The organism is Capnocytophaga canimorsus, assembly GCF_002302565.1.
Lineage (GTDB): Bacteria > Bacteroidota > Bacteroidia > Flavobacteriales > Flavobacteriaceae > Capnocytophaga > Capnocytophaga canimorsus.
Window position 1 is genome coordinate 91,055 of record NZ_CP022382.1, and the last position, 20,117, is coordinate 111,171.

The 20,117-nt window shown below is 36.9% G+C and carries 20 protein-coding genes; 6 read left to right on the forward strand and 14 right to left on the reverse strand.

Going from position 1 to position 20,117, the window contains the following annotated elements; genetic code table 11:
• Positions 1–35: 35 nt before the first annotated feature.
• From CGC47_RS00400 to msrB, 4 genes are all read left to right on the forward strand, one after another.
• Positions 36–572 carry an RNA polymerase sigma factor gene (locus CGC47_RS00400; protein ID WP_041984930.1) on the forward strand — a complete coding sequence of 179 codons (537 nt, stop codon included), beginning with the start codon at positions 36–38 and terminating at the stop codon, positions 570–572.
• 5 nt (positions 573–577) lie between these two features.
• Positions 578–850, forward strand: coding sequence for a hypothetical protein (locus tag CGC47_RS00405; protein ID WP_013997035.1), 273 nt, complete (start codon positions 578–580; stop codon positions 848–850).
• A gap of 82 nt (positions 851–932) precedes the next feature.
• A complete protein-coding gene (locus CGC47_RS00410) occupies positions 933–1,391 on the forward strand; it encodes a DUF417 family protein (protein ID WP_041998721.1) in 459 nt (152 codons plus the stop codon).
• A gap of 99 nt (positions 1,392–1,490) precedes the next feature.
• Positions 1,491–2,489 (forward strand): peptide-methionine (R)-S-oxide reductase MsrB, encoded by a 999-nt coding sequence (msrB, locus tag CGC47_RS00415; protein WP_370444559.1) that lies wholly within the window; start codon positions 1,491–1,493, stop codon positions 2,487–2,489.
• A 190-nt stretch (positions 2,490–2,679) separates the two neighbouring features.
• Here the strand turns inward: msrB and CGC47_RS00420 are convergent, their stop codons facing one another.
• The 6 genes from CGC47_RS00420 to CGC47_RS00445 all read right to left on the reverse strand — a co-directional run bounded on the left by CGC47_RS00420 (position 2,680) and on the right by CGC47_RS00445 (position 12,356).
• Positions 2,680–4,053: a TlpA family protein disulfide reductase gene (locus tag CGC47_RS00420; RefSeq protein ID WP_041998709.1), complete on the reverse strand. Its 1,374-nt coding sequence runs from the start codon at positions 4,051–4,053 to the stop codon at positions 2,680–2,682.
• A gap of 120 nt (positions 4,054–4,173) precedes the next feature.
• Positions 4,174–5,577, reverse strand: a complete 1,404-nt coding sequence (locus CGC47_RS00425; RefSeq protein WP_041998706.1) for an efflux transporter outer membrane subunit — start codon at positions 5,575–5,577, stop codon at positions 4,174–4,176.
• A gap of 485 nt (positions 5,578–6,062) precedes the next feature.
• Entirely contained in the window at positions 6,063–6,809 is a 747-nt protein-coding gene (locus CGC47_RS00430) for a DUF6261 family protein (RefSeq protein WP_013997040.1), read from the reverse strand.
• A gap of 331 nt (positions 6,810–7,140) precedes the next feature.
• Positions 7,141–10,290 (reverse strand): efflux RND transporter permease subunit, encoded by a 3,150-nt coding sequence (locus CGC47_RS00435; RefSeq protein ID WP_095899845.1) that lies wholly within the window; start codon positions 10,288–10,290, stop codon positions 7,141–7,143.
• 504 nt (positions 10,291–10,794) lie between these two features.
• Positions 10,795–11,892, reverse strand: a complete 1,098-nt coding sequence (locus CGC47_RS00440; RefSeq protein WP_052456070.1) for an efflux RND transporter periplasmic adaptor subunit — start codon at positions 11,890–11,892, stop codon at positions 10,795–10,797.
• Positions 11,889–12,356: a GbsR/MarR family transcriptional regulator gene (locus CGC47_RS00445; protein ID WP_052456069.1), complete on the reverse strand. Its 468-nt coding sequence runs from the start codon at positions 12,354–12,356 to the stop codon at positions 11,889–11,891. Before CGC47_RS00445 ends, CGC47_RS00440 begins: the two co-directional genes overlap by 4 nt.
• A gap of 296 nt (positions 12,357–12,652) precedes the next feature.
• On the opposite strand from CGC47_RS00445, the gene yidC reads away from it, so the two are divergent.
• Both yidC and CGC47_RS00455 read left to right on the forward strand, forming a co-directional pair.
• Positions 12,653–14,539 (forward strand): membrane protein insertase YidC, encoded by a 1,887-nt coding sequence (yidC, locus tag CGC47_RS00450; RefSeq protein WP_041998414.1) that lies wholly within the window; start codon positions 12,653–12,655, stop codon positions 14,537–14,539.
• Positions 14,540–14,749: 210 nt separating this feature from the next.
• Complete coding sequence (locus CGC47_RS00455) at positions 14,750–15,106, forward strand: hypothetical protein (RefSeq protein WP_041998411.1); 357 nt, start codon at positions 14,750–14,752, stop codon at positions 15,104–15,106.
• Positions 15,107–15,237: 131 nt separating this feature from the next.
• Here CGC47_RS00455 and CGC47_RS00460 read toward each other — a convergent pair whose 3' ends face one another.
• From CGC47_RS00460 to CGC47_RS00485, 8 genes are all read right to left on the reverse strand, one after another.
• Positions 15,238–15,831, reverse strand: coding sequence for a hypothetical protein (locus CGC47_RS00460; protein ID WP_231552179.1), 594 nt, complete (start codon positions 15,829–15,831; stop codon positions 15,238–15,240).
• A 38-nt stretch (positions 15,832–15,869) separates the two neighbouring features.
• Positions 15,870–16,166, reverse strand: a complete 297-nt coding sequence (locus CGC47_RS10850) for a transposase (protein WP_232779667.1) — start codon at positions 16,164–16,166, stop codon at positions 15,870–15,872.
• Between the two features lie 16 nt (positions 16,167–16,182).
• Entirely contained in the window at positions 16,183–16,641 is a 459-nt protein-coding gene (locus CGC47_RS10855; RefSeq protein WP_232779668.1) for an IS5 family transposase, read from the reverse strand.
• A 133-nt stretch (positions 16,642–16,774) separates the two neighbouring features.
• Positions 16,775–17,473 carry a hypothetical protein gene (locus CGC47_RS00470; protein ID WP_052456125.1) on the reverse strand — a complete coding sequence of 233 codons (699 nt, stop codon included), beginning with the start codon at positions 17,471–17,473 and terminating at the stop codon, positions 16,775–16,777.
• 7 nt (positions 17,474–17,480) lie between these two features.
• On the reverse strand, positions 17,481–17,711 hold the full coding sequence (locus CGC47_RS10860; RefSeq protein ID WP_231552293.1) for a hypothetical protein: 231 nt from the start codon (positions 17,709–17,711) through the stop codon (positions 17,481–17,483).
• 48 nt (positions 17,712–17,759) lie between these two features.
• Positions 17,760–18,935 (reverse strand): AIR synthase related protein, encoded by a 1,176-nt coding sequence (locus CGC47_RS00475; RefSeq protein ID WP_042000305.1) that lies wholly within the window; start codon positions 18,933–18,935, stop codon positions 17,760–17,762.
• A 224-nt stretch (positions 18,936–19,159) separates the two neighbouring features.
• Positions 19,160–19,396: a hypothetical protein gene (locus CGC47_RS00480; RefSeq protein WP_042000302.1), complete on the reverse strand. Its 237-nt coding sequence runs from the start codon at positions 19,394–19,396 to the stop codon at positions 19,160–19,162.
• Between the two features lie 58 nt (positions 19,397–19,454).
• Positions 19,455–19,997 (reverse strand): hypothetical protein, encoded by a 543-nt coding sequence (locus tag CGC47_RS00485; protein WP_042000299.1) that lies wholly within the window; start codon positions 19,995–19,997, stop codon positions 19,455–19,457.
• Between the last annotated feature and the right edge of the window lie 120 nt (positions 19,998–20,117).

The following is a 20,117-nucleotide window of genomic DNA, read 5'->3' on the forward strand; positions in this document are numbered from 1 at the left end:
AGCCAACTGCCAAAAATCCAAAAAACAATAGGTTTATGAGTTCAAAAAACAAAATTATTGGGGAGTGGATTGATGCTTACTCGCAAGCCTTACTCAATAAAGCGCTTTATTTACTCTCTGATAAAGAGGAAGCGATGGATATGGTTCAGGAGGTTTTCTTGGCAGCATTTACTTCATTTGAAAGCTTTAAGCACCAAAGCAGTCCGCTGACTTGGCTTTCCCAAATCTTGAAGTACAAAGTGGCAGATTACTATCGTTTGAAGTACAAAAATCCGGTAAATATTTCGGTTTCCGATTTTTTTGACTCGCAAGGTAATTGGGCGGACAATAGTGTTTTGGAGAATTGGACTGCCTTCACGGAGGATTATCCTTATGATGATTTCCATAAAACGCTTTATGATTGCCTCGAACGTTTGCCTTTGCGATGGAAAATCCCCGTAAAGTTATATTATTTGGAGGATAAAAAAGCACCAGAGGTTTGCCAACAAACCGGAATTACCACTACTAATCTTTGGAAAATACTTCAACGTAGTCGCTTACAATTAAGAACTTGTATAGAAACTAACCAATAGCTCCTATGTTAAACCGATGGATTCATTTTTTTATACTGCCTTGCCAACAAATTTCTTATTTGGAGGAGAAACGTATTTCAGGTGGTTTAAATTTTAAGGAAAAGGTACAGCACTATCTTCATCTAAAAGTATGCAAATGGTGTAAAGCATACCATAAAAAAGCAGTATTTATAGACCGAAGGCTTGTTCAAAGCGCCGAAACCTCAAAAAATAATCAATTTGACGACTTTGAAATACAGCAGTTTAAAGATAATCTGAACAAAAAAATGGATAAATAGTTTATTTTATTGTCAGGTTTTGGTAATATTACCGACTATGCTATCAAAAGAACAAAGTTTAATTCTAAATTTTTATTTTGATATGCAAAACAAAACGATGAATTGTCCGCACTCGGGCAGGTGTAATGGTAAGTTAGGATACTTTATTTCCTTATTTGGAGTGGCGCTCATATTGTTATGGATAGGGCTTTTTAAATTTACTCCTACTGAAGCTAAAGCCATACAGCCGCTTATTGCGCATCACCCACTTACTTTTTGGATGTACGATGTTTTCAGCTTACAAGCCGTGTCTAACCTTGTCGGAATCGTTGAAATTCTCACGGCATTGGCACTAATTGTGGGGCTCAAACTACCTTATTTGCTCAAATATGCGGGTTGGGCTATGGTGGTAACTTTTCTGATGACTTTAAGCTATTTGTTTACCACTCCTGGGGTGTGGCGAAATGTTGACGGTTTTCCTATTACCGATTTCTTCATTCTTAAAGATTTGGTACTTTTAGGCTTTGGTGTAATGTTAGTAACGGGTGAAAATCAAAAATAATTTAATTGTAATTGTGTTATGAAAAATAGTATTACTTTTACCTTTGTACTTTGTTTAATGTTAAATCTAACAAATAGCAGTATATTTTCTAATTTAAAGATGAAAGAAACAAGTAAAATAATTAAAAATAAAGAAATTTACTTCGCTGGAGGTTGTTTTTGGGGAACGGAGCATTTTTTCAAACAAGTTAGAGGTGTTGTAGCTACCGAAGTAGGCTATGCTAATGGTAAGACTACAAATCCCTCGTATGAAGAAGTATATACCGATAAAACGGGACATACCGAAACGGTAAAAGTGGTGTATGACCCATCGCAAATATCTCTGGAAATGTTGCTTGATTTGTTTTTCAAAACCATTGATCCTACTAGCCTTAACAAGCAAGGTAATGATATAGGAACACGATATCGTACAGGCATTTACTTTACAGAGGCTGATGATGAAAAAATCATCAAAAAGGCGCTCACGGCATTGGCTTCAAAATATAAGAAACCCATTGTGGTAGAAAATCAGCCACTTAAAAACTTCTACGGAGCGGAAGAATACCATCAAAATTATTTGGATAAAAATCCTAATGGGTATTGCCACATCAGCCCTAAGCTGTTTGAAATGGCACGAAACGCCAATCCGTTACCGAAAAAACAACCTACAACCTATACCAAACCTGATAAATCCGATTTAAAAAAGCGGTTAACTCCTTTACAATACGAGGTAACTCAGAACAGCGCCACCGAGCGTCCGTTTCAAAATGAATATTGGAACGAATTTCGCGAGGGAATTTATGTAGATATCACTACTGGCGAACCGTTATTCATATCTACCGATAAGTTTGAATCGGGTTGCGGATGGCCTAGCTTTTCCAAACCTATTGATAAAAAGCTAATTTCAGAACATTTGGATAAGTCACACGGTATGGTACGTATGGAGGTACGCAGTAAAGTGGGTAATGCACATTTAGGACACGTATTTACTGACGGACCCATTGAGCAAGGCGGACTCAGATACTGTATAAATAGTGCTTCGCTGCGGTTTGTACCCAAAGAAAATATGCAAAAGGAAGGATATGGGGCGTATTTAAAGCTATTGAATAAGAAAAAATAAACTACTACTCTCATTTTCAAATTACTCAAAACCCAGCTTCGGCTTCACTTGTGTTAGATTAAATAGCTATTAAACCAAGTGAAGTCGGAGTTTTTTTAAGGCTGAAACAAAGCAAACCTACAAAATACTCAAACTGATAATAACTCTAATAAAAAAAGGACTGCCATTAGCGACAGTCCTTTGTAGTTTATTAAATACCGTTTTCGGTGAGTAGCTCAATGAGTTTAGGGTCTGATGGACGAGGAGCATCTGCACTGATGATGTTTCCTTGTGTATCAAGCAATATAAATCTTGGAATTCCTTTAATCACATAGTTTTTAACGAAATCATTATCCCACGCATTGTCAGCAAAGAGTTGTGTGCCTACCAATTCTCTTTCTGTTACGAAGTTTTTCCATTTATCGTAATCTCTTTTATCATCTACTGAAATGCTCACGAATTCAATATTCTTTCCGTGGTATTTTTTCTCCACCTCTTTTAGGTGAGGAATTTCTTGCAAACAAGGTCCGCACCAAGTTGCCCAAACATCAATATATACCAATTTGCCTTTTAGGTCAGCCAAAGCAGTTTTTCCACCTTTATGATTCTCAAAATTGAAGGTAGGTGAGGGGTTTCCTTTTGCCAAAGCCTTAATTTTGTTATAGTTGTCAGTAAGTTCACTTTTTATTTTATCATCATTGATGATAGTCATAAGCTCGTTATATACCTTTTCACCTACGGTACTTGATGGCTGAATGTAGTAACTTAAAAGGTCATTTGCCATTGAGTTACGAATGTTATCGCTTTTTATCTTTTTTACCTTATCTATGGTAATATCAACATATTTTTCGTCTTGAAAATCTTCGCCAAATTGCTCTTTGTAGGCTTGATTGATTTCATTTTGAATTTGCGTACTTACCAAGGTACGGTAGTTTCGTGAGAATCGGAAATCCTCAGCATTGTCAAAATCGGTGGTGCTGATTTTAGGGAAATTCTCAGAAGTTTTAAAGTCTTTCTGTTGCGTATAGTAGGCGTGATAGTCTCGGTATCGATTTAAAAGGACATCAGCTTCATAAGTAATCGCTTTTTCTTCTAAGGCTTTAAATCCGTCAATATTAAAAGTGGTATTTTTGAGCAATTCTTTTTGTTTTTCGGTAAGTTCTTTCACTTTATTTACATAGTCTTGCTCTTCCAACTTATAAAAATCAGCTACATTTTTACCCAATATACTTTGAGTGAGTTTGCTTTTTTTGAGTAGGTACTCATTTTCAGGGGCTAAATCACCACTAACACTAATTCCGTCTAAATCCTTAACATCTACATTGATGTTTAGGTTTTTTCCTTTGTGTAGGTAGATATTTGTATTACCAATGGTATAGCCTCCGTTGTGAGCTAACATTAGGGTATCGGAAAATGAACCATCAGCATTTAATACTACTTCTTTTCTGAAACCATCGCCAAACAATCTAATTTTATCTTGCTTGTAGTTACTTACTTTACCCGATAGCACGGTGTACTCGGGGGCTTTGTCTGTACAGGACGCCAATACTGCACATCCTAAAACGGGGATAATAAATCTTTTCATAAAATAATAAAATTTGTTAGTGTTACAAAAGTAAAATAAAAATTGAAATGTCCTAATTTTTAGGGTATAAAATTCAATTAAGGGTTGTATTATTTTCTTTTAGCCCATTGAAAAGTTGAGTTATTGCCAACCTCCTCCGAGGGCTTTGTAGAGCATAATTCCGTACTGCATCTTATTAAACTCGGCATTGGCTACGCTTAGTTCGGCATTAAGTCGATTTACCTCTGCCGAAATCACCTCCAAATAACTTGCCATACCACTATTGAAAAGTTCTTGCGAATATTCGGTAGCTTTTTGGTAAGCCTCCATTTCTTTGGTTTTTAGTAGGATATACTCGTGTTGCGAATGATAATTTTGCAAAGCATCTGATACTTCTTTACCTGCGGTAAGCATTGTTTTTTTGAATTTGAGCAGTGCTGTTTCGCGGTTAGCTTGGCTAATTTCGTACTGCGAACGGATTTGCCGTTTGTTGAGCAGAGGTTGTACCAATCCGCCTATGAAATTAGCAAATATGGATTTGGTATCCAACCAATTTTCAAAGGTTTGACTGCTGAATCCTCCACGTGCTGTAATGGTAAATGTAGGGTAGAAAGCTGCCCGAGCTACGTTAGTCAGTTCAAAGGCTTGGATTAAATCGAGTTCTGCTCTGCGTACATCGGGGCGATTTTCTAATAAACTCACTGCGTATCCTTGATTAAAATCTGTGGGGAAGGATTGTCCTTCTAATGAATTACGTGCTATGGGTTGCGAGGGAATACCTAAAAGGATACAAATGCTATTTTCTAAAGCGTGAATGTTGTTTTTAATACCAACAAGCTGTGCTTGTGCATTGTAGTAAAGGGCTTGGGTTTGTTGTACAGCCACTTCGGTGGTGCTTCCGGCTTGTTTTAGGGCTTGTGTAGTTTCCAAACTTTTAAGGCGAAGGCTGATGGTAGCTTCCAAAATCTGTTGTTGTTTGTCCAACATCAGGAGCTGATAGTAAGCCGTAGCCAATGTAGCTACCACTTCCGATTGTATGGCTTGGTGCGAAGCAATGCTTGATAACGCTCCTGCGTAATTGGCTTTCTTTTGGGCATTGATTTTTCCCCAAACATCGGCTTCCCACGCTGTGGTAGCTGTCAAATCCCATTGACGCAGGTGGGTTCTTTCCTCTGAAAAGTTCCCTGAGGGGGCGTTTAAAGAAGGACTTGTATAGGTGTAACTTGGGTTCAGACTTAAAGTAGGCAGAAAAGCATATTTACTTTGTAGCAATTGTGCTTTTGATTTCTCCATATTTTGCCACGCTATGCGTATGTCCAAATTATTTTCAAGAGCTTGCTTAATGTAGCCTTGCAGTTTGTCATCGGTGAAGATAGTTCGCCACGATACGCTACCGGTACTGATGCTATCGGTGGGTAGTTGGTCGGTACGATAAAGGTTTTCTGTAGGCAATTCGGTACGTATGTAGGGTTTTCTACCGGCACACGAAGCCAAAATGAGAAGCCCTCCTAAGGCAATTATCCCCTTTTTTATCTGTTGTTTCATAAGGCTAAATAGTATTAAATACGATGTTTTTTTAATATTTATGGGTTTTAATCTTCCTAATTCTCTTGAAAGGAGGAATTTTGTGATTTCTCACTTCCTTAAATCCTCCTTTGAAGGAGGTGTCCGTAGGACGGAAGATGTTTTTAACCCTTGTAATTCAAAATTATTCAATAGGTTTTATGAGGCTTCGACTTCGCTCAGCGTGACAAAGGTGTTGTTAAGTTGAGTAAAATCGAAACTTTTATAAAAGCAAATGGTTTCTAACATTTCCAAAATATTGTTTTTTAGGGCTTAGGGTAGGGTAGTGGGGTAAATAATAGAAATTATTTTTAACTCCATTTAGGGTTTAAAATCACAAAAACAAAATATGCTGTAAGTCCATTACAGCATATTGGAAGATGAAGCATAAAAATTCGCTACATAAGTAAAAGCAAACGTATTGAAAAAAGCATCACTTTGTCATTCTCCTGAATTTTTAGTGGCTTTTAATTGGTATTCATTCCGTCTTTACGCACCTTTTGTCCTTGCCGTAGCTTGTAGGCGATGGTGGTATCGGTAATGAGTTTGTTTATGGAATGCACAAACGTTTTGTTTTCTTCCGATGGCGAAGCTACCGAACTGACAAAAGCCTTGGTGATGAGGTAATCATAAATCTGATTGGTTTCCTTACGCAATTGCCCAATACGGATTTGAGGAACTGAAATTTGGCTATCAGCCCGATTAGCAAGTAGTTTTTTGTACTTGACATTCAGAGCGTTTAGTTTTTCAACGGCTTCTTTAATCCCTAAAGTATTCAAGTGAGGTAAGTTTGCCTCTTTGGTAAGGTCAGTAATTAAGCCCTCAATGTTTTGTGTCTTCTGTCGGATAGGCAAACTCTTAATTTTGCTGTAAGGTTTGGTAGCATTGTATAGTTCGGTACCTGCTTTACGCCGTTTTTCAATGGGGTTTTTCAGTTCCGAACGGAAATTCATCAGCAAAAATGCGAGGATTTCATTACGTTGCTTATCAATCTCTGAAAGCTCTTTGGTTTCACTACTGATGCGACTCTGATGAGCGGCATCGGTAAGCAGTTCGATGTTGCTTTTAAATTGCTCAAAAGCGGTGTCGGCTATGCCAAGCTGTTCCAAACCTGCCTTTTCAATCAATTCCTTAGTAAAACTTAAAAACTGAGTGTACTCTGCGTTGTTGAATTTCCCAAGGTTTACCTCCTTAATTTTTAAAATCATTTCCATAGTTATGCGTTTTTAAAATAGTTAAATATACTTTGCCTTCCGTGTATTTGAGTTGGAAGATGTTACAAATTTAGCTAAAAAGACGACTGCTTAGCATTAACGAAAAGTTAAATTTTGAGTAGCTACTCGTTTTTAACGTTTTGTTATAAAATGATTTAGCTCCTGTTTAAGTAACTATGGTTTTTGCTTGAACTATTCTTTTATAAGTGCTAACTAAGGCTGTTTTTATGTTTTTAAAATCTGCCCAATAAGCCCAATAAACAGTATTTTAAAGAACGTATGAGGTGTTGTTTTGTGTCTGTATGGTAGTTCGTACCGATATAAATCTGTTTTACGCTTGGCTTTCGTGTTGTTTTTCTACGGATTTAATCCCTACTATTTTTTCTTGTAGGTGTTGGAAAACCACGAAAAGTACCGGAATGACAATCAGCCCGATGAATGTACCCAACAAAAGCCCTGTTACCGCACCTGTGGCTACCGAGCGGTTACCTGCTGCACCTACGCCACCGGCAAATACCAAAGGTAGTAAGCCCACGATAAAGGCGAATGAGGTCATCAAAATGGGTCTGAGTCTTGCCATAGCGGCATTGATTGCCGATTTGGATAGGCTCTCGCCGTGATGCCTACGTTGTACGGCAAATTCTACGATTAAGATGGCATTCTTAGCCAATAAACCGACCAACATAATGAGCGATATCTGAAAGTAAATATTGTTTTCTAAGCCCATTGCCCATTGCCCCAAATAAGCCCCCATAATTCCGAACGGAAGTGAGCAGATTACCGCCAAGGGTAACAGATAACTTTCATACTGAGCCGATAGAATAAAATAGGTGAAAATCAGCGAAAGGGCAAAAATAACAAGGGTTTGCGTACCTGCACGTTGCTCCTCGCGAGTAAGTCCTGTATAGTCAATGCTATAATTACTATTTAAAGTTTCCGATGCCACCTCTTTTACTGCATTTAAAGCATCGCCGGTACTGTATCCTTCGGCATTAGCTCCGGTTAAGGCTACCGAAGTGAACAAATTATAGCGGTTCACACTCTGTGGCCCAAAGGTACGTTTGAGCGTAACGAATTGCGAAATAGGAGCCATCTGCCCGTTGGAGGTACGTACGGTAAGTCCGTCAAGGCTTTGAATGCTTTTTCGGTCATCAGGAAGTGCTTGTACCATTACTCGGAATTGTTTTCCGTACTTGGTAAAGTCTGTTGCATAGAGTCCACCGATGTAATTTTGTAGCACCGAAAGGATATGCGTAACGCTAATGCCCGATTGTGCAGCACGTTCTACGTTTATTTCCAACTGATACTGCGGATAGTTTACGTTGAAAGAGGTTTGCACATACTGAATTTCGGGGCGTTGGTTAAGGGCTTGAAGGAACTGCTGTGTGGTGCTGTTAAGTTCGCTGATTTCGCCCCCTGTTTTGTCCAACAAAACCATTGAAAACCCTGAACTCATACCGAAACCGGGTACAGCAGGTGGCTGAAAGAAAATGACTTTGGCATCGGCAATACTTGAAACTGCCCCAAAAGCCTGACCTAATATAGCTTGTATGTTTTGCCTTGGGTCAGCTTGTCGCTCAGCGAAGGGTTTTAATCGTAAAAAGCCCATTCCGTAGTTGCTTCCGGCACCTGAGATAAAACTTCTACCTGAAATTCCTGTTACCGAATGCACTCCGGGTATTTTACGAACTCGCTCCTGTACCTCTTGCAGTACGTTTGCCGTACGCTCCATCGAAGCACCGGGGATAAGCTCTACGTTCATCATCAGCATACCATTATCTTCCGTAGGAACGAATCCTGTTTTCATTTTCTCGTTACTGTAATAAAGCACACCTCCTGCCACTACAAAGAGGATAAGCGTTACCCATTTGTGGCGTAAAAAGAAGGTAAAGGTTTTTCCGTACCGCTTGGTGGCTGCCTCGAAAGCAAGGTTAAACTTGTGGAAAAACTTGCTAATGAAAGATTTTTCTTCATAGGCTTTATCCGGATGAGGTTTCAGTAATAAGGCACATAGTACGGGGCTAAGCGTAAGGGCATTTACTGCCGAAATAGCAATAGCAATGATAAGTGTAATCCCGAATTGTTTGTAAAATACGCCTGTAGTTCCGCCAATGAACGTTACCGGAATGAATACCGCAGCCATTACTAAGGTTACCGAAATAATCGCACCTGTTATCTCGTGCATAGCCGATAGGGTAGAAGCCTTGGCTTTGTCGCGAGTTTGCTCCATTTTGGCGTGTACGGCTTCCACTACAATAATAGCATCGTCCACTACAATACCAATGGCAAGTACCAAAGCGAATAGCGTAAGCATATTTATGGAGTATCCGAATAGGTTCAAGAAGAAGAATGTACCTACTATTGATACCGGAACTGCTATGGCAGGAATTAGTGTGGAGTGGAAATCTTGTAGGAATAAGTAAACTACTAAGAAAACAAGTAGAAAGGCTTCGAGTAAAGTGGTTAAAACTTTGGAAATGGAAGCATCTAAGAACTCATTAGAGTCCATATTTATGGTGTATCCGATACCTTCAGGAAGGGCTAATTCGGCTTCTTTGAGGTATTTTTTTACATCGTTGATAATGTCACGTGCGTTAGAGCCCGGCGTTTGATAGACTCCCATTGAAACGGCAGGGTTTCCGTTATTACGTGCAAATCCTGTGTAAGACAAAGCCCCCAATTCAATATCAGCTACGTCTTTCAATCGGAGTATCTGACCATTGTTCATTGCCTTTATCACGATGTTCTCATATTCTTGAACCTCATTATACTTGCCTTTATACTTGATTACGTATTCGTAAGAGCTACCGCTGTTCTGACCGAGTGTACCTGCTGCAGCCTCACGGCTTTGGTCGGTAATGGCGGCGGTAACTTCAGCAGGGTTTAAACCATAAGCAGCTAACTTTTCGGGGTGTAGCCAAATCCGCATAGCGTAATCCTTCCCACCGAATACATTAGCATCACCCACACCATTGATACGCTTTATGGCAGGAATGATATTGATGTTTAAGTAATTCTGTATAAAGATGTCGTTAATCTTATCATTGGTGGAGTAAAACGTCATAAACATCAAAGCCCCTGTGTTTTGCTTTTGAGTAACCACCCCTGCGCGAGTAACTTCGGCAGGTAAAATGGAGTTGGCACGAGCCACACGATTCTGTACGTTAACTACAGCAATATCAGGATTAGTTCCCTGCTTAAAATAAACGTTTATCGATGCCGAACCATTGTTCGTAGCGGTAGAGGTAATATAGTCCATATTTTCTACCCCATTGATTTGCTCCTCTAACGGAATTACTACCGATTTCAAAACGGTTTCCGCATTAGCGCCGGTATAATTTGCCGATACTTGAACCGTCACCGGAGCAATATCAGGGTATTGCGAAATGGGTAAGCCTACAATACCCAATATACCGAGTATTACAATGAGTATGGAAATCACTGTTGACATTACAGGTCTGTCGATAAATAGTTTTACCATATTTGTTTTATTTTGATTTTTTATGGTTTTATATACGGATAAACATATAAATACGATGAATTGAATGAGTTTACCTGATTTATAAAACTTATTTTTCTATAAATGATTATTGTTTGTTATTCGTTGTAACTTATTTTTATAACGGACTTACCTAGTTTTATACTTTTAAAAACTGCTATAATTTTCCAAGAAATGGATTTTTTACTTCTGAAAACGACTATAATTTTCGGATATGACATTTTCACTTATAAAAAACCGCTATAATTTTCCAAGAAATAGCTTTTTCACTTCTGAAAATGATTATATTTTTCGGATATGACGTTTCTCACTTGTAAAAAACTGCTATAATTTTCCGAGAAATGGATTTTTCACTTTTAAAAACGACTATATTTTTCAGATATGGCGTTTCTCACTTGTAAAAAACCGATATAATTTTCGGATATAGCATTTTTAATTATTGATAAACTTAAAAAATAGATTGCTTTTATCGTTTTTATATAAAAATTATCTGAAAGCAGGTTTGATGGCTTGTACTAAGCTATCCATAGAAACGGGTTTCGTTTGGATTTTCATACCTGTTCGGATACCATTAAGTCCTTGCACGACCAAAATATCGCCTTTTTGCAGTCCGTCAGACACTACGGCTAAGTTATTATTTCGGTTTTTAAGGGTAATGATGACTTGTTTTACAGTGTCTTGCTCTACTTTATAGGCGAAAACCAAGCCTTGTTGCTCAAAGGTAGCTACCTCCGGAATTACTAAACTATTTGCGTGTACCTCCGGAATAAGTATGGTACCGCTGTTACCATTAGTAAGCAGTCCTTCCGCATTGGGGAATGTAGCTCGAAACCGAATGCTTCCGGTGTTTTTATCAACTTGACCCGTTACGGTACTGATGGTTCCTTGGTGCGGATAGCGTTCGCCATTGGCTAAAACTAATGTAATCTTGGGCAAATTACTGATTTTTTCATTCAAGGACTTGCCTTTGGCAACCTCTAAGAAGGTAATATAGTCTTTCTCATTCATAGAAAAGTAAGCATATACCTCTTTCACATCTGAAACGGTAGTCAAAACCGTGTTATTGGCACTAACCAAAGCACCTTCACGTAAGGGAATGCTACCCACTACACCTGTTACAGGGGCTCTGACTATGGCATAATCAATGTTGGCATTCACTTCGGCATAACTTGCCTTTATCCGAGCCAAGTTGGCTTTGGCAGTTTCTAACTGTACGGGACTGATAATATTTTTGGCGACAAGAGGTTCAAGGCGATTGACTTCCACCAGCGCTGCATCTACTGCCGATTTGGCGGCTTGAGAGCTTTGGTTAAGCGCTTGAGTTTCCAATCTAAAAAGAGGTTGACCTTTGGTTACTTGCTGACCTTCATCAACCAACACTTGTGTAATATATCCCGATATCCGCGCTTGTACAGGGCTATTCACCTTTCCTTCAATGTTCACCGGATAAGAGAGGTGATACGTACTGCTTTGTTCCCCCACCGTGATTACCGGAAGCGTTTTTACACCTTGTTGAACTTGTTTTGGGGTGTTGTTACAGGCTGTCATTAGGCTCAAACCTGCTAAAATGAAGAATATTCTCATACGTTTTCTATTTTAAAAAGGGTTTCTTTGAATGCTTCTATACCTTGTTGTAAAAATTCTTGATGGATTTGTTTGCGTTTTAGTAAGGTTTTAGGAGTATTGGGGTGCTTTTTCGATAGGTTATTAACGCGTTGTACTACGCTAAGGGTGTATTCCATCCGCTCGATGGATTGTTTTAACCATAGTATAATATAGTCTTGATTGTAAACGAAGTAGGTTTTTCTCTCGTTGAACTTGTTAATTTCTAAAATAATCCCTTTATCGATGAGTTTACGTAGGTTCATCGAGATGGAACCCTTACTTACCCCCAAGGCTTGTTGAAGTTGGTCGAAGGTAGCACCATTTCCTTCGAAGTCCAATTTCAGATAAGCACAAATTTTTGCCATAATAGGGCTAAGCCCAAAATGGTTGGTGTACAAGGTAATCAAATCTTGTAGTAAATTATGGTCTGTGTTTTTTATCATTTCTGCGAAAAAATCATTTCGGGGCAAAAGTAGAAAAAAAGTTTAATTAGTTCAATAAGTATTGAACTTTTTGGATGTTTTTAACTGTTAGAGATTTAAGATGTTTTTATTAGTGTTTTGTGTTGATTTTTAGTTTTCAATTTTGAAGAATTCAGTTAGATTTACGTTTAAAAGTAGTGATGAATAAATAAAAAATAATCCTTTTGTGCATATTAAATTGGGTAAAACTCATTTTTTGTGTAGCTTTGCCGAGTTTTATATTTTTTTAGCAAACGCATATAATCAAATTTTATACGATGGAAGAGAAAAAGTTAGACTTCAAGACCATATTAGGTTTCGGACTTATTTTTGTTTTGCTCATTTGGGTAATGTACAACAATCGTCCTACGGAGGAAGAGTTAGCAAAACAAAAGGCTGAAAAAGAGCAAATAGCTTCGGAAAAACAACAAGCGACATCTGCTTTACAAAACGAGAGGAATACATTAACCTTACCTACCGATTCACTCAGTAGAGCCAATTATGCGGCTTCGTTAGGAGTTTTTGCTTATTCGGCGAATTTACCCATCGCTGAGCAAGGGCAAACCATACTTGAAAATGAAGATATTAAAATACTTATCAGCAATAAGGGAGGGCAAATTACAGAGGTGTTGCTCAAAAATTATAAGACCTATGACAATCAGCCCGTATATTTAGTTAAAGAGGATAATGCCTTATTTTCTTTGCAGTTTACCACATCAACCAACCATTCCTTACAGACTGAAAATATGTTTTTTGAGCCTTCGCTGACACAAGAGCAAGGTAAAAAGGTACTTTCAATGAAATTAAAATCTTCTGAAAATCAGTACTTAGAATATATTTATGAACTTAAAGATACTGGATTTTTGATAGATTTTTCGGTACGTTCGCAAGGCTTAGCTAATGTAATTAACACCACCAAGCCCATTGCACTTGATTGGCAGATGACTACCCGTCGTATGGATAAAAGTGTTACTTACGAAAACCGATATACCCAATTGACTGCTCTTTATCAAGACGATAAAGTGGAGCGTATGAGTGAAGGTAGTGATGATGACGCACAAGAAAAGGAAATACGTTGGATAGCGTTCAAACAACATTTGTTCAGTTCTATGCTCATTTCTGAAAAGCCATTCGCCAGTGGAGCATTTACCTCTAAAAATTTAGTAAAAGATGAGGGAACTGAGGTCAAATTCACTAAAAATTATAAAGCATCGTTGCCTATTGAAGCTGTTGGAGGTGAATTAAGCGAATCGTTACATTTTTATTTTGGTCCAAGCGATTACAATTTGTTGAGAAAATACGATAAGGAATTGGGCGGAAAATTTGATTTGGCAGAGCTTATTCCGTTGGGCTGGGGAATATTCGGTTGGCTTAATAAATGGTTGTTTATTCCGCTTTTTAGTTTCTTGTCTAACTATTTTTCAATAGGCGTTTGTATTATACTGATGACGGTTATTGTGCGAATTGTACTTTCGCCCATAGTATATAAGTCGTATGTTTCACAGGCAAAAATGAAAGTTTTACGTCCTGAAATTAACGAAATTAACGAAAAATACAAAGAGCCGATGAAACGACAACAAGAAACGATGAATTTGTATCGTAAGGCAGGGGTAAATCCGCTTAGTGGTTGTATTCCAGCGTTGTTGCAACTTCCTGTTTTCTTGGCATTGTTTAACTTTTTCCCAACGGAATTCGGGTTGCGACAAAAGAACTTTTTGTGGGCAGATGACCTTTCATCTTACGATGCTATTTTGCAGTTGCCTTTCTCTATTCCATTTTATGGCAATCACGTGAGTTTGTTCCCGATTTTGGCTTCTATTGCGATTTTGATTTATTCAATGATGACAATGTCGCAAAGTATGCAACAGCAACAACCTGGTATGCCTAATATGAAATTCTTGATTTATTTGTCTCCAGTTATGATGTTGTTTTTCTTTAATAATTATGCCAGCGGATTGAGTTTGTATTACTTTGTGTCTAACCTTTTGACCATTTTTATTATGTTGGCAATTAAGTATTGGATTATTGATGAGGATAAAATACACGCTCGTATTCAAGAAAATAAAAAGAAACCTAAAAAGGAAAGCAATTTCCAACGCAGAATGCGTGAGATGATGGAACAAGCCGAAGCTCAGCAGAAAGCCCGTCAGAATATGAAAAAATAAAACATACTTAAAAAAGCTGTCAAGAAAATTTTCTTGACAGCTTTTTTGTTTTTGATAATAAGCTATGTTTCGCTTATTTAGCAAAGAAAAAAGTATCATAAAAAATTATGATTTTTTATTTGTCTTATAGAAAACTATTTGTAATTTAGTGGTTTCCAAGATATATTTACCCAAGAAGTTGGTTTTGTAACGAATAAAAATAGTAGAAAGATGAAATTTTTCAAGCTAAAAAATTTACCTATAATTCTTTTTATATTGGTTTTTATGGGTATGGAGGTTAATGTTTTTATTAAATCTAAACAGTGTTTTCAAAATGCTTATTACACGGTTATTGATAGTATATATATTGGGAGTAAAAAAGAGTGTTTGCTATACTCAAAAGGAGAAAAAATAAACTTAATGCCTTATACAATAACCGATATAGGTATAGGTGACTCTATTTCGAAAGATTCTTGTGCGGAGTATGTTTATTTTTACAAAAAAGATTCTTTGGGAAATTATTATGAATCAACCAAATTAAAATCTTTTGTGATATTTCCTCGAAAAAGTTGGTTTTGTAAAGATTGAATCATTTTTTGATGACCCCAATGAAGTATAAAAGCATAAAAAAGGGATAACGAAAAGACAATGTGGTAAAAAACATTCTCCGTCCTCCGCATATACCCTTTTTTTACAGACTTCCGCTTTTCAAAGGAGGATTATTCTACTTTCTGCAACTGGTTATACAACAGGTCAAGAAAATCTTGTTGTTGGGAGTCATTTCTAAAATACCGCTGATACAAAACGCTACAACTATTGATATCGATTATATTTTTCTTGTTAAAACTCCAATCACTTTCGCTTTTTATTAAAACACCCAAATTATCAGAGCAAGTTTTCCATAATTCAGAAAATTTCGTTTTTTTTTCGTCTTGTAAGGAAAAATCGGCGTATACTGTGTAACCTTTCATCTCAGAATTAAAAAACTTTTTTATCATTTTTACAGGCACACCGCCCCATTCCAAATAAGCTCCTTCGGGAAACATAATGGTGTTTAATTTACTTTCAATCAATAGTTTCTTTTGCTTTCCTCTTCTGAAAGAATGTTCATCGTAAACCAACTTTGTTCCTTTTGGAACTTGGATATTCTTTATTTTAAGAGGCTTATCAGTAACGAAAAACGGATAGTTGGGAGGCTGATTATTCCCCGTAGGATTCATATTTCCGATGCAACCCTTAAATAGAATTGCCGATAGAATCATTTTTACAATGATACCTATTTTGTTGATGCCAAAAACGAGTCTTCTTTCCATAATTTTTTAACAATTTCAAAGATTTCTTTAAAGCCTGTTTAAATTTTTTTGAGTAAAATTTTTATAGCGGATAATTTGACCATATTTTCTGAGTTTTCTAGCAGTAATTCATAATTTCTACATAATCTTCGATCATTGTCTAGCCAAGCAAAAGTGCGTTCTATCACCCATCTTTTAGAAATGGGATGAAAATCCTTTTTCCTTTGATCATTTCTCATAACTACCTCAATGATATAACCAAATTTATTCTTCACTTGTTCGATAATCTCTCCCCTATAACCTCCATCGGCAAGGATAATCTTTAAAGGAATGAATAAATATGCCAAAGTTCTCATCAGAAAATCTGTCGCCTTACCATCGTGAATATTGGCTACTGTGGCTATTACTTATTACTGCTAATAAAAATCCGTTTTTGTCCACTACTATATGTCGTTTAATGCCTTTCACTTTTTTGTTTCCTTCAAATCCTTTCAACGAACGATTATTGCCCCATTTTACACTCTGGCTGTCCACCATTCCGAGACTAGGTACTTTGTTTTGGTTTCTTTTAGTCCTTACTTCTTCGCGTAATTTGGAAAGAAGTAAATCAAAATCCTCTGCATTTGCCCACTTGCTATAGTAGTAGTAAACCAATTGCCATTTTGGAAAATCACCAGATAACATCCGCCATTGGCATCCTGTTTTTACAAGATACATTATGGCGTTCCAAATAGTTCTTAAATCGTGTTTTCGCTTTCTTTCATTGAAATTCAAAGTTTTTTTTATAAATTGCCACTGATTGTCAGTGATATCTGTTGGATAATTTTTCATCGTAACATAATTGTTTATTCACCAAAAAGTTACGAAAAAATATTTAATATCAACAGCTGACAATCATTTTTTTTGTTTTTATAAAAATTCTCAATACGAATTTTTGTAATATCTTTTTTAAACAGGCTCTTAATTATTTATCTATTGACAGGTTTTTAACCTCACCGTTGGGCGTTATCAACATATATTTTAAGGCTTTTTCTCCTTTTTCGCAATCGGCTGTCAGCCTAATTTCATAGACTACCTGAATTACAGGTTCAAAAATTATTATTGGGTTGATTACAAAATCAAAATCTTTATCGGTTATCGATTGATAGTACAACGTGGTGGATTTGTCTGCTTGGTTGATGTTGCCCGATTTATTCAATTTCAAAGACGAACTATGAAAGGCTTGATACGAATCGTACATTTGTGCAGGATACACCACTTTGTGTCCTTCAACCATACATTTTTCGGCATTTCCAAACGATTTTCCTATTATGGTTTCATAACTTTTTATCTTGTCCTGCAACATTTGTTTTGCCTTGTCGGTCAATTCTTTTTTGACATTGTCCAAATTATTTGCAAAATAATCCACCTTCACCAAATCATAAATTTCTTCTTTGGATAAAATATTGATGAACTCATCTAATTGAGCATAGGAGGTGTATTTTATATGGATATTTTTCTTCAATTCAAAGCCTTTCGGAACTTCATTGTGGTTCTTTTTACTGAAAATTTTCTTTTCAATTTCAAACTCATAGATGGGTACAAAAGAAATCATATCTACATAGACTTCAACACCTTTTAGGTTTTTTATTTGGTTTATGGCTTGATAAATTCTTCGGCTCATAAGATTATTAACCTTCTTCGGTTGTTTTGCCAACTTGTGTAACGCTAAAAACGGCAACGTACGTGTCTGCCTTTACGTTTGCCAATCCTTTTACACTGATTTTGATATTTGATTCCGAAGGAAGAGGTACATTTTCCGAAGCTCTTTCCGAATTTCGGTAATTGATGTTTCCAGAAACTTGTCCGAAGGAAAATTGAGAAATTGCCAACGTTAAAGCGGTAATCATTATTCTTTTCATTGTAAAAATGGTTTAAAGTTATTTTATTCTGGAATTTTTCAAACAAAATTACTCGTACAGAAAAGTTCCGTATTCACTTTTAACGGTAAGCTGCTTTCTGTCGGAAGTCTCAACCCGACCAACAATTCGGGCATCAACGTTAAATGATTTTGAAATAGCAATAATAGCTTCGGCTATCTCCTCTTTAACATATAATTCCATACGATGACCGCAATTGAATACCTGATACATTTCTTTCCAATCGGTTTTTGATTCTTCCTGAATCAGTTTGAATAAAGGCGGTGCTTCAAAGAGATTGTCCTTAATAATATGTAGATTATCAACAAAATGTAGTATTTTGGTTTGCGCTCCGCCACTGCAATGTATCATACCGTGAATTTGCGAAGCGTCGTATTTTTCGAGGATTTTTTTGATGATGGGAGCATAGGTACGTGTGGGGGAGAGTACTAGCTTTCCAGCATCAATAGGGCTACCTTTTACACTATCGGTAAGTTTTTTACTGCCAGAATACACCAGTGTTTCGGGTAGGGCAGCATCGAAACTTTCAGGGTATTTTTGAGCTAAATATTTTTCAAAAACATCGTGACGAGCCGAGGTAAGTCCGTTGCTGCCCATACCGCCGTTGTACTGCGTTTCGTAAGTAGCCTGTCCGAAGGAAGCTAAACCTACGATAACATCACCGGCTTGAATGTTCGCATTATCAATAACTTGACTGCGTTTAAGACGTGCCGTAACGGTGGAGTCCACAATAATGGTGCGCACCAAATCGCCCACATCGGCAGTTTCTCCGCCAGTAGAGTGAATGGTTACCCCGTGTTTTTTCAGTTCGTCAATTAGGGCTTCTGTTCCGTTGATGATGGCAGAAATTACCTCGCCAGAAACTAAATTCTTATTTCTTCCGATGGTTGAAGAAAGCATAATATCGTTTACGGCTCCCACACAAAGCAGGTCGTCAATATTCATAATCAGCGCATCTTGAGCGATGCCTTTCCAAACCGACAAATCGCCCGTTTCTTTCCAATACATATAGGCTAATGATGATTTTGTACCTGCGCCATCGGCGTGCATCACTAGGCAATACTCCTCATCGTGAGTTAAAAAATCGGGAACAATTTTACAAAAAGCTTTTGGGAAAAGCCCTTTGTCAATATTTTTAATAGCTTTATGGACTTCATCTTTGGCGGCAGAAACCCCTCGTTGTGCATAACGTTTGCTTACTTCCATCGGATATTTACTTTAATGAATAGTTACTTACGGAAGCAAAACTACAAATTATTTTTAGAAGAAACATCGTGTTTTGACTTACAATTTCTGAAAAGGAATAAGGCTAAATCAAGGATATTAAGGCTTCAACTTCGTATGTTATAGTAAAAATCGTTTGTTTTTTCTTACAGCAAACCTCAGACCTTATCTTTCTATGTTCCGATTTTTTAAAAACAAAACATTAATTAAAGAAACATACTTAAGAAATGGATTATCATACTTGCTAATCCATTTCCTACACTTGCTAATTCATTTTCTATGCTTGATAGTTCATTTTTTGTACTTGATGAACTATTTTTTATACTTGCTTGGTTATTTTCTGTACTTGTCAAGCCCTTTTTTATACCTGCTGAATCATTTTCTGTACTTGCTAATCCATTTTTTATACTTGCTGAATCATTTTCTGTATTTGTAGAATTCAAAAATGCTAATGCGATACAAATTTCCAAAAGATATGATAGATAAGCATCGGTTGAGGGCTTAAAAAATAAAGGTTAAAGGCATCCGAAGGGTAAAGTGTTCTTTCCGTTGTTCTCTTCGGATGAAAATATATCCCTGCCGAAAAACATCAATACTCACCGAAACCAAAGGATGGTTAACAAGTTCGTTCCAAAGTGCTTTATTTTTGTGGCCATGAATGTTGTTTATAATAAGGATACTATCGTTTTTAAGCAAACGCAACAAATCTTCAACTGAAATCTTTTCCGTAGCTTGATGCAGCAGTACCAAATCAAATTTTTCGGTTTTAGCCGTCGGAGGGAAGTGCGTAACGGGCAGAGTAAATCCGTGAGTTTGTAGAACATCTGCCAATTGAGAGACATCGCTTGCAATACATTTAACATCGAAATAATCAACGATTTTTAAAAGCAATCGGAGTTGTTTTGAGCTGAGTTCGGTATCGTTTGTTTTGATTTTTGGATTGGAGCGATACAAACATCGGGTAACAAAATCATAAACAAAAGGCGAATGTACCCCGTGCTGATTTTTTGAGCGCATCCAAAAACGTAGGTATTTTAAAAACATATTTTTTCAATTGCAATCGGAGCGAAAATATAAAATATACCACAATTTTATTGCTTTTTACGAAAAAATATTATCTTGCAAACGCAAAAAATCATTTATAATTAATTTTGTTTTACTTAA

Bases quoted from the DNA above. Each gene is read 5' to 3' on its own strand.
- CGC47_RS00455 (WP_041998411.1), top strand. From the start codon at position 14,750: ATGAAATTTTTCAAGCTAAAAAATTTACCTATAATTCTTTTTATATTG.
- msrB (WP_370444559.1), top strand. From the start codon at position 1,491: ATGAAAGAAACAAGTAAAATAATTAAAAATAAAGAAATTTACTTCGCT.
- CGC47_RS10850 (WP_232779667.1), bottom strand. From the start codon at position 16,166: ATGAGAACTTTGGCATATTTATTCATTCCTTTAAAGATTATCCTTGCC.
- CGC47_RS00435 (WP_095899845.1), bottom strand. From the start codon at position 10,290: ATGGTAAAACTATTTATCGACAGACCTGTAATGTCAACAGTGATTTCC.
- CGC47_RS00470 (WP_052456125.1), bottom strand. From the start codon at position 17,473: ATGAGCCGAAGAATTTATCAAGCCATAAACCAAATAAAAAACCTAAAA.
- CGC47_RS00405 (WP_013997035.1), top strand. From the start codon at position 578: ATGTTAAACCGATGGATTCATTTTTTTATACTGCCTTGCCAACAAATT.
- CGC47_RS00475 (WP_042000305.1), bottom strand. From the start codon at position 18,935: ATGGAAGTAAGCAAACGTTATGCACAACGAGGGGTTTCTGCCGCCAAA.
- CGC47_RS00485 (WP_042000299.1), bottom strand. From the start codon at position 19,997: ATGTTTTTAAAATACCTACGTTTTTGGATGCGCTCAAAAAATCAGCAC.
- CGC47_RS10855 (WP_232779668.1), bottom strand. From the start codon at position 16,641: ATGAAAAATTATCCAACAGATATCACTGACAATCAGTGGCAATTTATA.
- CGC47_RS10860 (WP_231552293.1), bottom strand. From the start codon at position 17,711: ATGAAAAGAATAATGATTACCGCTTTAACGTTGGCAATTTCTCAATTT.
- CGC47_RS00440 (WP_052456070.1), bottom strand. From the start codon at position 11,892: ATGAGAATATTCTTCATTTTAGCAGGTTTGAGCCTAATGACAGCCTGT.
- CGC47_RS00410 (WP_041998721.1), top strand. From the start codon at position 933: ATGCAAAACAAAACGATGAATTGTCCGCACTCGGGCAGGTGTAATGGT.
- CGC47_RS00445 (WP_052456069.1), bottom strand. From the start codon at position 12,356: ATGATAAAAAACACAGACCATAATTTACTACAAGATTTGATTACCTTG.
- CGC47_RS00430 (WP_013997040.1), bottom strand. From the start codon at position 6,809: ATGGAAATGATTTTAAAAATTAAGGAGGTAAACCTTGGGAAATTCAAC.
- yidC (WP_041998414.1), top strand. From the start codon at position 12,653: ATGGAAGAGAAAAAGTTAGACTTCAAGACCATATTAGGTTTCGGACTT.
- CGC47_RS00425 (WP_041998706.1), bottom strand. From the start codon at position 5,577: ATGAAACAACAGATAAAAAAGGGGATAATTGCCTTAGGAGGGCTTCTC.
- CGC47_RS00420 (WP_041998709.1), bottom strand. From the start codon at position 4,053: ATGAAAAGATTTATTATCCCCGTTTTAGGATGTGCAGTATTGGCGTCC.
- CGC47_RS00400 (WP_041984930.1), top strand. From the start codon at position 36: ATGAGTTCAAAAAACAAAATTATTGGGGAGTGGATTGATGCTTACTCG.
- CGC47_RS00460 (WP_231552179.1), bottom strand. From the start codon at position 15,831: ATGGAAAGAAGACTCGTTTTTGGCATCAACAAAATAGGTATCATTGTA.